Below are 12,669 nucleotides of genomic sequence, written 5' to 3'. Positions count from 1 at the left end.
AGATTATTTTCTTATCAAAGCATATCCAGAAATGACCAGAATGAAAAGCGATTTGCCGTTTACGGCCGATGGATGGGTCGAGGCGGTCACTGTCCGGACGCAGGCTGCACCACCAGAGGCTGTATGGGCTGAGGTGATCGCCGCGATGGGGTATCTGACACCCGACGAAAAGGCGAAGGCGGTCGAGATGGCGCATTGGATCATGGCGCCGGGACCGAACCGCAACGGCTTTCATATCGCCGGCGGCTTGCGCGTCGTCGCCATTCAGGGCGGATGGTGGTATCGCGGCGTCACGGCCGTGGAGGCAGATGGCGATGGCAGCCGGGTGACACATGTCGTGGTCAATGTAGCCCCCGGCCTGGGGCGATGGTTGGCGCACTGGTTTCAGGCTCGGGCAGCTAGGAAGGGCATGGGCTAGGCCGTTCCACAGTCAAATTCAGCCGACGGATTTTTAGCGACGGGCTAACACGCGCGCGAGGCGCCAACCTGTACATAAGTTAATTTGGCAATTGATGTCATGTGATTATAGTTTCCCAGAGCCTCACACTCGACCCAATTTGATTTGAAATCCGCGTCGATAAAAGGCCGTCGCGGACATGCGGAGACGTGAGATGGATCGACGGAAATTCCTGGCGAGCGCGGCTGTGCTCGGCGTCAGCGGTATCTGGGCGGGGCGTACTGCGGCCGCAGCGTCGCGCGTCGCGTGGCGCGAGGATCGCGCGCTCTATCCGCAAGGCGTCGCTTCGGGCGATCCCGACGATCATAGCATCATCCTGTGGACCCGGCGGCCGTTCGACCAGGCTGATCGTCACGAACTGACCGTCGAAGTGGCGCTTGATCCCGATTTCCGCCACGTCGTCGCGACCGCCCGTGTTCCCGTGCTCGCGGCGGCCGACTGGACGTGCCGCGCCCTCGTCGGCGGCCTCAAGCCGGCAACCGTGCACTGGTACCGCTTCACTGACGACAGCGGCGCCGGCAGCCGCATCGGCCGCACCCTCACCGCCCCTCGCACATCCGACCCGACTCCGGTCCGCTTCGCTTTCGTTTCGTGCAACAGCGTCAACGAAGGGGCGCAGAACGCCTATCGCCGGATGATCTGGGAGGACGAGCGCGCGCCGGCCGACCGCAAGCTCGGCTTTGTGCTCCACCTCGGCGATTTTATCTACGAAGTCGTCGAATATCCCGAGGAAGTGTCGCACCGCTATTCTCGCACTGTCTACGATCTCGGCCATATTCCCGATGCGCGCAAGGTCGGCAATTTCTACGTGCCAACCACGCTCGCCGGCTACCGCCACGTCTATCAGGCGCATATCAACGACCCCGACATCCAGGACGCGCGTGCGCACTTTCCGTTCGTCTGCATCGGCGACAATCACGAATTCTCCTGGCAGGGCTGGCAGAGCTTCATCAAATACGGCGGCAAGGCCGAACCCGCCCAGCCCCTGCGGGTCGCCGCCAACCAGGCATGGTGGGAATATGTCCCCTCGCGCGCCCGCAAGGCCTCGGGCACGTCGCTCGATCAGTTCGACCCGCCCGCCGTTGTCGCGGCGCCGATCGAGACTTTCGACGACCATGGTTTCGGTACCGAGCCCAATAATCGCATCGCGATCGACAGCATGACCACCTATCGTGCCCTGCGCTACGGCAAGAATGTCGAACTGATGGTCACCGACTTCCACAGCTACACCATGGAAAATCCCGGTGCGCGCCCCGAGACGGACGTGTTCGACTGGCCCTTCCCCGTCATACCGCAGGAACTCTTCGAGATCATAGACGCAGGCCGCGACTATGCCGATGGCCACCCGCCCGAAACCATCACCATCGGCGACAAGTCGGCGCCGAACTTCCGCAAGGACGAGCCGGCCTACACCATGCTCGGTCGCGAGCAGAAAGCGTGGCTGAAAGAGCGCCTTACCCAGTCGACCGCCACCTGGAAGATCTGGGGCGCGACCAATGGTCCGCTCGAGGTGCGCACCGACCCGCAGAACCTGCCCGAAGCGTTGATCGAAGCCAAATGGCCCGGCAAGGATTTCGGCACCTTTCCTGGCGTCGATTTCAGCTTCGCCTTCACCGAGCGCGCCGAGATCTACGACCTGGTTCGCGACAACAAGGTGTCGGGCTTCGTCACCGTATCGGGCGACCGCCACAGCTTCTGGGCGGGTTATGCCGCGCCAAAACTGCCGCCCGCCGGCTTCGATCCCGTGGGGCTCAGTTTCATCACCGGTTCAGTTTCCGCGCCGGGCATGGCCGAATCCGCCGAATATTACAAAGAATTCCCCCTGCTCCCGCTCTTCGTGCGCAAGGCCGAGGGTATGGCGCCGGAAGCGACGATCAACCTGACGCTCAAGCGCGGGGTGCGCGCGGCGCTCGAATATGCGGCGAGCGGCGACATCGCCAAGGCGCGGGCGTTGACCAATCCCGACGTCGCACCTCACGTGGCATTTGTCGACATGGCCGGGCACGGCTATACGGTTGTCAGCGCCAGCCCCGAGGCGATCGAAACCGAATTCGTCTGCATCGTCCGTCCGATCACCCGCGCAACCACGCCCGACGGCGGCCCGCTGCGTTACCGGGTGTCGCACCGCGCCGACCTGTGGAGGCCCGGCACGCCGCCGAAACTGGAGCAGCGTATGCTCGAAGGGGATGCACCGCTGTCGGTTTGACGCTGTTTCGGTTCAGTTGGGGACGTTCTCAATGATGCAGACGGCAGGCGCTTGTGCTTTGTTGCAGCGAGCGTAGGCTGACGGCATAAGGAGATACGATGCGTGAATTGAACGGCGAAGACATAGCGGACGCGGTGGCGCTGGCGGCGCAAAAGCACCGGTCGCAAACCGACAAGCAAGGGGCGCCCTATATACACCACGTCCTGACGGTCGCGGCGCGGGTCCGCCATCTGGGGCCGCAGTTTGAGATTACAGCGCTGCTGCATGATATCGTCGAAGACACTGACGTGACGCTGGATGAGGTGCACAGCCGGTTCGGCGACGAGGTCGCGACAGCAGTCGCTTGCATGACGCGGGTGGACGGGCAGGACTATTTTGGCATCTATCTCGATTCTATCGCGGCCAATCCGATCGCGCGCCATGTAAAATACGCCGATTCCTCCGACAACCTGTCGAAGGCGGCAGGCCTGCGCGATCCGGAGCAAAAAGCGTGGTTCGAAGAGAAATATAGCCGCGTGCTCGACCGGCTGCGTCCCTATCTCAAAGTGGATACGGTTGCCCCCTGACGCTTATCCGCCGGCCTCTTATTCCATATCGTAACTGGAATTTTGTGCGAAGATTATGTCCCGCGCTGCCTTACCCCAGGGCGATCAGTTCGCCCAGAAAGGCGTCCGGTGGAACGCCGCGGTTCTTCACGCGACTTGATGGCTTGATAGGTCATGACGCCTCCTGAAATATCAGCATCGAATTCCCAATGTGCCGAGGCTATCGCATCCTCTGATGGTAGAATTGACCCCTCACCCCGCGCTTTGCGCCTCCCTCTCCCCTCAAGTGGGTAGAGGGGGAAATAAGCTATCTACCGATATTCTGCGCGCCACCCAGCTTGGGAGTTACGAATATTTACGCCACAGCGCCGCAAGTCTCGGACGTCCTTTTCGACGCCGACTGACAACCTCGGTCTGCCAGAAGCGCCACCATTCATCATGTAACCTTTTCATTGCATGACGCACTGATATTGGGTATAGGGTCTCCATGGACCTCGACATGCTGTTCAAAGCGCTTTCAGATTCAACGCGCCGACACCTTCTCGATGAGTTGATGGAGCGCGACGGACAAACGCTCTTCGAATTGCATGTGCGCATGACGACATGGCATGGCGCCAGCCTGTCGCGGCAGGCGCTATCCAAGCATTTGTCAATGCTGGAGGAGGCAGGGTTGGTGCGCGTCGATTGGAAGTGGCGGAGCAAACATCATTTCCTGGAGACCGATCCGATCCGGTCCGCGTGGAAGCTATGGTTGAGCGGATATGCCGAGCGACAAAACAAGGACGGAGAAAACGCAGATGAAAATAGTGTTGACGAGCGTGTTGGTCGATAATCAGTACAAGGCGCTCAAATTCTATAGCGAGACACTCGGCTTCGAACCGAAAATGGACGTGCCGATGGGCGCACATCGCTGGTTGACGCTGGTTTCGCCAGGCGATCCCGACGGAGTCCAGCTGTTGTTGGAGCCCGATGAACATCCGGCGGCAAAGCCTTTCAAAGCGGCACTCGTTGCGGACGGGATACCCTGCACATCCTTTGCCGTTGACGATGTGCATCAGGAATATGAGCGTCTGACCAACCTCGGGGTCAGGTTTACACAGCCCCCCGTCGCGATGGGACCGACAACAACGGCCGTGTTCGACGACACCTGCGGCAACCTGATCCAGATCGCGCAATTGAATGGCACGACATGAACGGGGACGCGCTTCCCCAGGCGGTCGTGCAGGCGATAGACGCCTTGGCGAGCGGCGACCCCACGCGCCGAGAGGCCGCCTATGCGCAATTGCTGCAAGCGACGGAGCCAAAGGTCGGGTGGGCGAGCCTTGTCTGGAACGATCTTCTCCCACTGCTCGAACACGACGACAACCACGTTCGCTCGATCGCCGGGCAAACCCTGTGCAACCTGGCAAAAAGCGTCGCGCCCGACGTCGTTATGGCCGATATGGACAGGCTGGTGGCGGTCACCCACGACAAGCGCTTCGTGACGGCCCGCCATGTGTTGAAGTCATTGTGGAAGGTTGGGTTAGGAGAACAGCAGGTCAGAGATGCCGTGGTAGACCGGCTGGCCAAACGTTTTGAAGCGACCACGGACGAGAAGAATTCGACCTTGATACGTTACGACATACTCTGCGCCCTGCGATGCCTTTTTGATGCGACGGGCGACGAGAGGGTAAAGGCCGAAGCGACCGATCTCATCGCGATCGAGGCGGATGCCAAATACCGCAAGAAATATGAAGGTGCGTGGCGCGGCGCCTGACCCGGCGAGACGTCGCCTACATCTCCTTGCGGACGCGCAGAATGAACCAGGCCGGGCTGTCGCCCTCGGTATGTTGTTGCAGCGCCAGGGGACTCACACCGCGCAAACCGGTCCAGCTATAGCGATCATATTCCTCGTGGCGCTTTTGCGGATTTTGCAGGATGACGCTGTAAGTCACCTTGTGGGGCGCCTTGTAGTCGGCAAATACGGTGACCGCAGGCGCCGAATGACGGTGATACAGCTCTGTTGCGTGATACTGCCAGCTGTCATTGACGCTGGAAAGCGATACCCCCCAACTCAAATGCCGTTTGGCAAGGGTCTGGTTGAAGCCGAAATCGTAGAGATAGGGCTGGCGCCCGCTTATGGTCCGGCCTGCCAGGGTGACCGGATCGATCGCACGCGTCAGGTTGCGCGCAGTATTGAACCTGAACTCGCCGCCCGGAATATGAAGACGGTCCAGCGGCAAGGTCAGGCTGGTATAGAGGCTGTCGCGCGTGCCATCGCCGATATTGCCGCGCGCATCGAAAATGCCGTCTGAGGTCGATATCGGGGCATAGTCGAGCACATTCTGAATATCCGCGTGTTCGTATGACAGCTGCAAGGCGCCCTTTTCCCAGAATGTGTAATCGAAGGTAATCTGGTTTTGCCAGGCCGTCATCGGCACAATGCCGGGATTGCCGGCCTTTACGACCGCGGTTTGCAAGGACACGGCCGAGGCAAAGTCGTTGAAATCCAACTGCGCGACAAAGAATTCCGTACGCCAGCTTATCTTGATCGCTTCCGTCGGCGTCCAAACCACCTGGATTTTGGGCTTGGTAAAGACGAAGGATTGCGAGCGATGGGCCTGCTTGACCGAAATGGTCGATGACTCGACCTTCAGGCTCGCATCGATATCGAGCCTTGGCCTGACCTGCCAGTTTGCCGAGGTAAAATACTCCGTCCGGTCTTCCTCGACGCGCACCTTGTCGAACGGCACCTGCTGGCTGGTATCGTTCTGCGTATAGCTCGACTGGTTTTCCAGACTGTTGAGAGCATGTTCGCCACCCAGTTTGAAGGTCAGCTTGTCGCTCTTCTGCCAGGTCAGCTTGCCGCTCAAAATATGCTCATCGGACAAGGCCAGGGACTGAAAATGCGACACGCCGCCATCGTAATATCTGTCGTCCTGGCGCACGCGGTCGTGGCGCCTCAGACCGTTGAAATCCAGCGACAGGCCGGGTTTGAGCGGCCTTTCGTATTGCAGCCCGAGTTCGCTGGCAATTTCGCGCGACGTCGATCGCTCGGTCGCCGTCGTGTCCGCGACAAAGCTGGCGTCATAGTCATAATCGGTCGGATTATAGGCGCCGCTGAGCGACAGCTTGCCAGCCCATAAGGGTCGCGAATGGCTTGCCTTGAAATTGCTGGTGATGCCGCCGCCGACCTGGAAAATATTCATCGACCGCGGCGCCGCGTCGTGGGCCGCGTCCGGCGTCCAGGTCAGTCTGTGCTCGTCATTCACCTCATTATCGTTGAATTCATTGATGCTGTAAGAGAGATCGGTCTGACGGCCCTTCCCGTTCGAGCTGAAGGACAATGACAGGTCCGGCTTTTGGCCCCTGCGGTTGAACATCTTCAGGCTGGACTCGAGGGTCAGGCTGGGCTTGCCGCCGGCCTTACGCACCACATTGACGATCTGGCTGTAGCCCTGCATGTCGATACCCGGCGCGCCACCAATGATCAGTTCGATATGATCGACCTGTGATGCGGGAATAGCACCGAGTATCTCGCCCAGGTCTCCCTTGGTGGCGGGACGCTGGCCGTCGATCAGCACATTGCCCGCGGTTCCGGCGAAACCGCGCAGGTTGTCGCCACTGTTAAACCCGAAGCCCGGTACATGAGACACCATGTCCATGGCCGTCGAAACCTGGAACTGCGCGAAATAGTCGGGCTTATAGACCGTAACCTTGTTCGACGAAGCGGCATTCGCCACCGGCGCGTCTTGCGCCCGCGTTCCACCGGCCGTTCCCAGAAGGACGGCAGTCGACGCGGCGAAAGCCAGACAGACATGTAACGAAGGGAAAAGGGAGGGTCTCAGGCGCAAGGGTACACTTCTGGGGTGGGAGTGATGACAGTACTCATGTACCGATGACGGATACAGGATATCCATTACAATTTCATGCGCGCACGTTATATTTCGCCCGCACGCTCGCAGAATAAGCGTCAGAATGTACGCCTACGGATGCGGTCGGCAAGATGCTAAGCCTTGCTCCCCGCTTCCCGCATTTGCGGGATATGTCGGCGCGCCCGTCGGCGCTAGGTTCATCGCATTCGCGAGGGAGCCCTGTCATGAAATCGTTACTGGCCCTGGTTCTGGTTGTTCTGATCGGTACGACCTACCTGAATGGCGGCACTGCCCGTGCCGGCACCGTCAGTTGTCCAACCGGCAACCGGACGGGCAAGATTGTCGAACCGCCCGCCGGCTGGACCGCGGTGCCCGATACGTCGGGCTTTACGAGCGCCGCCGTCACAGGATCGGGCGCCAATCTGAGCCTTGTCTGCACCTACGGCGAGGCCGGACGGCTGGAAAGCGATCCGCCGCCGGGGGAGCGGGTTTGCACGGTCCAGGGTGCGGGTTTCACCTGCCGGCGGCCGAACGGTACCTCGGAACTGGGTGAGCCCGTCGGGACACGGCGGCTGACCATCGGCGATACGGTCGACCTGGACCTGCCCTTTCCGCGATCGAAGGTCGGGTTCACGCCGATCGTTAGCAAGAGCGGCAAGATCGACATCATCTTCGCCGAACTGTTCCACAATCGCAACCAGCCCGGTTTCGACCTGGAGAACAATGTCCGTGCCTCGCCTTTTGCCAAACGCTTTCCGCTGCCCAATGAATGTCCGCGCGAAGGCACGACCAGTTCCGGCATCTATTTCGCGATCTTCGACCCCGGCACGGAAAACGTCACCCAATCGGTATTCTATGCCTGCGTCACCTCCGAAGCCGGGATCTGGTACCTGACACGGTTGTCGGACATCGACCAGGAAGGCTTTGTGGCGCATGCGACCCTGACCTGGTGGCGCTTTTAGATTTCAGTGACCGCTATCGGGCTTCGATCTTCAGGGCTTTCAAAAATTCCGACCGGATGCCCTGGTCGACCTTAAAGTAGTCGGCCCATGGGTCTGTCTTTTGGCGTTTCAAACGATCCGGCACGGTGTGAATATTATAGTCGCCGGGCTTGAGGTTCGGCTTCAACTCGCTCCACGACAGCGGTGTCGACACCCCTGCTCCGGGACGGGCGCGCACGACAAAGGCCGATACGGCGGTCGAAGTCAGGTCGTTGCGCAGATAATCGACAAAGATTCGTCCCTTGCGCGCCGCCTTGCTCATGGTGGCGATAAAGCGCGACGGGTCGTCATGCGCCATGGATTCAGCGATGGCCTTGGTGAAGCCCTTGATGGCCGGCCAGCCGAACTGGCGCTTGATCGGCACGACCACGTGCAGGCCCTTGCCGCCGGTCGTTTTCAGGAAGCTTTCCAGCCCCAGTTCGCGCAGGCGCTCGCGGATTTCCGACGCGCCCTCGATGACATTCTCCCACGGCGCTTGCGGATCGGGGTCAAGATCGAAGATCATCCGGTCGGGCAGGCGCGGATCGTCGGCGCGGCATCCCCAGGGATGCAGTTCAATACCGCCCCACTGCACCAGGGACAGAAGCCCGCGTTCGTCCTTGATCATCAGATAATCTTCGGTGCGATCCTTGACGGGAACATCAAGCGTGTAGACGTCGTCCATCTGCCCCTGTTCAGGCTTATGACGCTGGAAGAACTGATGGCCATCGATGTTGTCGGGTACGCGCAGAACCGATAGCGGGCGCTCGACGATATGGGGCAGAATGCGCTCGGCGACGCCGTGATAATAGTCGACGAGGTCGATCTTGGTTTCACCGGTCGCCGGATACACGACGCGGTCCGGGTGCGATATGGATATACCGCCGACATCGATCCTGCCGTCCGTCTTGGCTTTGGCAGTGGTTGCGGTTGTGGGCCGAGTGACCGCGGGAGTCTTGGCGACTTCGGCCTCAGCTTCATCGACCGCCTTTTCTGTCGGCATTTCGCGGTCGCGCATTATCTCCTTGGCCTTTTTGTCGTCGCGCAGTCCCTGGAATGCCGGGTGGCGCAGGCGATTTTCGGGCGTCCATTCGGTGAACTCGACTTCGCAAACCAGCTTGGGTTCGACCCAGATGCCCGGACCGACATCGGGCGGCAGATTCTTGAAAGGCTTTGGCACGACCTTCAAGCCGTCGAGCTTTTTGCGAATGTAAAAGAGCGTGTCGCCGTTAAATCCGGTGCCGACCTTGCCGGCATATTGCAGGGCCCCGTCTTCGTAGTAGCCCAGCAGCAGCGAGCGAAACCCCCTGCCCGCATGATCGGACTCTGTGAAGCCGACAATGACGAATTCCTGGCGCTTATGGCACTTGACCTTCAGCCAGGTCTTGCTGCGTTTACCGCTGTAAACGGAATCGACGCGCTTCGAGATGATGCCTTCCATGTCCAGGCTGCATACGCGCGGCAGGAACTCGGCATCGCCGGCAAAGTGCTCGCTGAAATTGACAAAATTTTCAAAGTCCTGCCCGTCCAGCAAGGCTTTCAACTGGGCTTTGCGGTCCAGCAGGGGCAGTTTGGTCAGGTCCTTGCCATTGAGGTGCAGCAGGTCGAATACATAGTATTGCAGGTTGTCGCTGCGCTCGGCGCCGAGTTCGTCTTTCAGCCGCGAAAAATTGGATGCACCGGCCTCATTGAGCGCGACAATCTCACCGTCGAGCATCGCCTGGTCGACATCTAGTTTTTTGAGACGATCTGCGATGGCCTGGTATTTGGGCGTCCAGTCCAGACCAGAGCGCGTCAGCAGTTTGACATTGCCGTTTTCAATCAGGGCCAGGGTGCGATAGCCGTCGAACTTGACCTCATGCACCCATTCGTCGCCTTCGGGAACAGAGTCGGCCAACGTCGCCAGTTCCGGCGTGCGGAACTTCAGTGGCGGATATTTCTTGCTTGCACGTTTCAGCTTGTCGGCAACTGGGTCGGCCGTTTTCGCCTCGCCCGAATGTTTGGTATCGACGTCGGCCGAGCCGGCTTTTCGCGCCCTGCCCGATTTCCAGACCTTGTCGGGATCGCCGGCGATTTGCTCCATGGTCCGGCCGCTGACAATGCTGGTGGCGTTGTCGTTCAGCCAGGCTTCGCCGTCGCCGTCAAAGTCGTCGCCTTCGCGGTGCTTGATCAATAGCCAGTTGTTGCGGCCGTGGTCCTGGGGACGCGGCTTCATCCGCGCCAGCACCCACGACCCTGTCAGGCGTTCACCGTGCAGAATGAATTTCAGGTCGCCTTTTTCGAGGCCTTCATGCGGATCGCCGATCGGTTCCCACGTGCCTTCGTCCCACAGCATGACGGTGCCGCCGCCGTATTCGCCCCTGGGGATCGTGCCTTCAAAATTGCCGTAGGCGACGGGGTGGTCTTCGACCTCGACCGCCAGGCGTTTGTCGGCGGGATTGAGGCTGGGGCCGCGCGTGACCGCCCATGATTTCAGCACCCCGTCGAGCTCGAGACGGAAATCATAATGCAGTCGTGTGGCCGCATGTTTTTGAATCAGAAAGCGGTTGCCGCCAGTCGGGGCCAGAGTGCCGCCCGGCTCCTGGGTCTTGGTGAAATCGCGCTTTTCGCGGTATCGACTAAGGCTGTCGCTGCGGTCGTCCATGCTCTATTGCCTCGATTTTGCGAGGTGAAAATTGAGGAACAGGCCTAACGAAAGCGACGTAAGTTTTCAGTGCGAAGGTGGCTTATCCGCCGATGGAACGCGTTTAGGCCACCGCCATAATGACATGAGCCTGGATCCTGGCGGCAATCTCGCCGTCGCCATGCCTGTCGGCAATTACTGATGCGACATAGTCCGTTGCAGCCGCCAACGCGCATGAGTCCAGGGCCTCGATTTCGTTGCGAAGCACCGTTCCCTGACAATAGGCGGCGGCCGGGATGTGTGGCGACGATGCGCGGCTTTCCTTGGCGACCGTCTCGATCACCACCTGTGAAAAGCCCGCGCTTTCGAGCTCGCGGCGGATCAATGCCGTATCGTGGTAGCCGTGCGGCGTGCGGGCGAGAAAGCGCGGCGGATCGACGGGAAATCTCTTTGCCAGGGCCTGGGTCACGTCATTGGCAAAGACGTTGTCCTCGATCCGATCCCATACGCTGAACAAAAAATGCCCCCCGGGCTTGAGCACGCGTCGCGCTTCACGGTAGGCCGCCGGGCGATCCGGAAAGAACATCGCGCCAAATTGACAACAGACGAGATCGAAGGCGGCATTTTCAAACGGTAGCGCCAGGGCATCCGCCTGGCGCCACGTGATGCCATTGCCAGGTGCTTGCCGCGACGCCGCATGATCGAGCATCGGCTGGTTAAGATCGGTGACGATATAGATGGTGCCATGAGGGAGCTTCGGCGCCAGTGCCCGGGTGACAACGCCGGTGCCCGCAGCGGTTTCCAGGACGGCGCGCGGCGACAGTTGCGCCGCGCGTTGCGCAAGGTCCGCGGCGAACGGCTGGAAAATCAACGGCACCATATATTGGTCGTAGTTTTCCGGAATCGAGCCGGCAAATACCTTGTCCGTTTCCAACATGGCTACTATCCGCCTTAAGTTTGCTCGCTGGCCAGATTAGCATATCACCGTGCTGTCTGACAGAACCAACGCGGCGGCTTGGCGTTTCGGTGTAATTTGAATCGAACTGAAAACTTACGTCGCCTGTATTAGCCCTGAGACTGGTTTTCACCTCGCAAAATACGAGGCTTGTCATGGCAGTACGTCCCTATTGGAGCGGCACCATACGCGTGTCGCTCGTCTCGCTTTCGGTCGACATGTTCACGGCGATCGACTCGAAAGGCAAGATCGCCTTCCACCAGATCTACAAACCGACCGGCGAAAGAGTCCGGCAAAAGCTGGTCGCCGGCGACGTGGAAGTCGAACGCGACGAGATCGTCAAGGGCTACGAAGTCGCCAAGGGGGAATATGTCCTGTTCGATCCGGATGAGATCAAGGACCTGAAAATCCCCTCCAGCAAGGCGATGGAGCTGGTCCGTTTTGTTCCCTACGATGCCGTCGACGCCGTCTATTTCGACACGCCCTATTACCTGGCGCCGTCCGGCAAGGGCGACCTCGCCACCTTCAGCGTCATCCGCGATGCCATGCGCGACGCCCGGGTCATGGGCCTGGGCCAGATCGTCATTTCGGGCAGCGAGCGTCTATGCGCCGTCAAGCCATGCGGGCCCGGTCTATTGCTGGAAACACTGCACTATTCCGATGAGATCAAGAAAAGCGGCTATGTCTTCGGCGATATCAAGGAGACCACAGTCGATGCCGACGAGAAGGACCTGGCCACCCAGTTGATCAAACGCAAGATTGGCGCTTTTGTGCCGGAAGACTTCCACGACCGTTATACCGATGCGCTGAAAGAACTGGTCGACTCGCGCATCGAAAATCGCGAGCCCGTCGTGCCGCAGGAAAGACCCATGGCCAAGGTCGTCAACCTGATGGACGCGCTTCGGGCCAGTCTCAGGGAACCGGCCGCCGCCAACGACACGGAAGCCAAGGAGGACAAGCCAAAGATCGATAAGGCCAAAACACCACGTCGCAAGGCTGGCTGAACCGGCGGCCGTGGTGCAGTCCGTAACGGCCTAGCCGGATCCATG

11 protein-coding genes are annotated in these 12,669 nt (G+C 59.9%); 8 read left to right on the top strand and 3 right to left on the bottom strand.

Going from position 1 to position 12,669, the window contains the following annotated elements:
* The first annotated feature begins 40 nt into the window (after window positions 1-40).
* The 6 genes from AC1DXO_RS20750 (at window position 41) to AC1DXO_RS20725 (ending at window position 4,964) form a co-directional block, all read left to right on the top strand.
* On the top strand, window positions 41-418 hold the full coding sequence (locus tag AC1DXO_RS20750) for a hypothetical protein (RefSeq protein ID WP_476980097.1): 378 nt from the start codon (window positions 41-43) through the stop codon (window positions 416-418).
* Window positions 419-611: 193 nt separating this feature from the next.
* On the top strand, window positions 612-2,663 hold the full coding sequence (locus tag AC1DXO_RS20745) for an alkaline phosphatase D family protein (protein WP_476980096.1): 2,052 nt from the start codon (window positions 612-614) through the stop codon (window positions 2,661-2,663).
* Window positions 2,664-2,761: 98 nt separating this feature from the next.
* Complete coding sequence (locus tag AC1DXO_RS20740; protein WP_476980095.1) at window positions 2,762-3,229, top strand: HD domain-containing protein; 468 nt, start codon at window positions 2,762-2,764, stop codon at window positions 3,227-3,229.
* Between the two features lie 466 nt (window positions 3,230-3,695).
* The gene (locus AC1DXO_RS20735) at window positions 3,696-4,040 is read left to right on the top strand and encodes a winged helix-turn-helix domain-containing protein (protein WP_476980094.1); all 345 of its coding nucleotides are present in this window, start codon (window positions 3,696-3,698) and stop codon (window positions 4,038-4,040) included.
* Window positions 4,006-4,401, top strand: a complete 396-nt coding sequence (locus AC1DXO_RS20730; protein WP_476980093.1) for a VOC family protein — start codon at window positions 4,006-4,008, stop codon at window positions 4,399-4,401. Before AC1DXO_RS20735 ends, AC1DXO_RS20730 begins: the two co-directional genes overlap by 35 nt.
* Window positions 4,398-4,964, top strand: a complete 567-nt coding sequence (locus tag AC1DXO_RS20725; protein WP_476980092.1) for a hypothetical protein — start codon at window positions 4,398-4,400, stop codon at window positions 4,962-4,964. The genes AC1DXO_RS20730 and AC1DXO_RS20725 overlap by 4 nt, the downstream gene beginning before the upstream one ends.
* 16 nt (window positions 4,965-4,980) lie before the next feature.
* On the opposite strand, the gene AC1DXO_RS20720 is transcribed toward AC1DXO_RS20725, so the two are convergent.
* Window positions 4,981-7,041, bottom strand: coding sequence for a TonB-dependent receptor plug domain-containing protein (locus AC1DXO_RS20720; RefSeq protein WP_476980091.1), 2,061 nt, complete (start codon window positions 7,039-7,041; stop codon window positions 4,981-4,983).
* 245 nt (window positions 7,042-7,286) lie between these two features.
* On the opposite strand from AC1DXO_RS20720, the gene AC1DXO_RS20715 reads away from it, so the two are divergent.
* The gene (locus AC1DXO_RS20715) at window positions 7,287-8,024 is read left to right on the top strand and encodes a hypothetical protein (protein WP_476980090.1); all 738 of its coding nucleotides are present in this window, start codon (window positions 7,287-7,289) and stop codon (window positions 8,022-8,024) included.
* A 13-nt stretch (window positions 8,025-8,037) separates the two neighbouring features.
* On the opposite strand, the gene ligD is transcribed toward AC1DXO_RS20715, so the two are convergent.
* Together ligD and AC1DXO_RS20705 are read right to left on the bottom strand one after the other, a co-directional pair.
* The gene (gene ligD, locus AC1DXO_RS20710; RefSeq protein ID WP_476980089.1) at window positions 8,038-10,686 is read right to left on the bottom strand and encodes a DNA ligase D; all 2,649 of its coding nucleotides are present in this window, start codon (window positions 10,684-10,686) and stop codon (window positions 8,038-8,040) included.
* Window positions 10,687-10,789: 103 nt separating this feature from the next.
* Window positions 10,790-11,602, bottom strand: a complete 813-nt coding sequence (locus AC1DXO_RS20705) for a class I SAM-dependent methyltransferase (protein WP_476980088.1) — start codon at window positions 11,600-11,602, stop codon at window positions 10,790-10,792.
* Window positions 11,603-11,775: 173 nt separating this feature from the next.
* Between AC1DXO_RS20705 and ku the strand changes: the two genes are divergently transcribed.
* Complete coding sequence (ku, locus tag AC1DXO_RS20700; RefSeq protein WP_476980087.1) at window positions 11,776-12,624, top strand: non-homologous end joining protein Ku; 849 nt, start codon at window positions 11,776-11,778, stop codon at window positions 12,622-12,624.
* Window positions 12,625-12,669 lie beyond the last annotated feature (45 nt).

Source organism: Asticcacaulis sp. P2_C5, assembly GCF_056404555.1.
The sequence above is the reverse complement of the archived record's forward strand: the minus strand, read 5'-3'. Positions and strand labels throughout refer to the sequence as shown.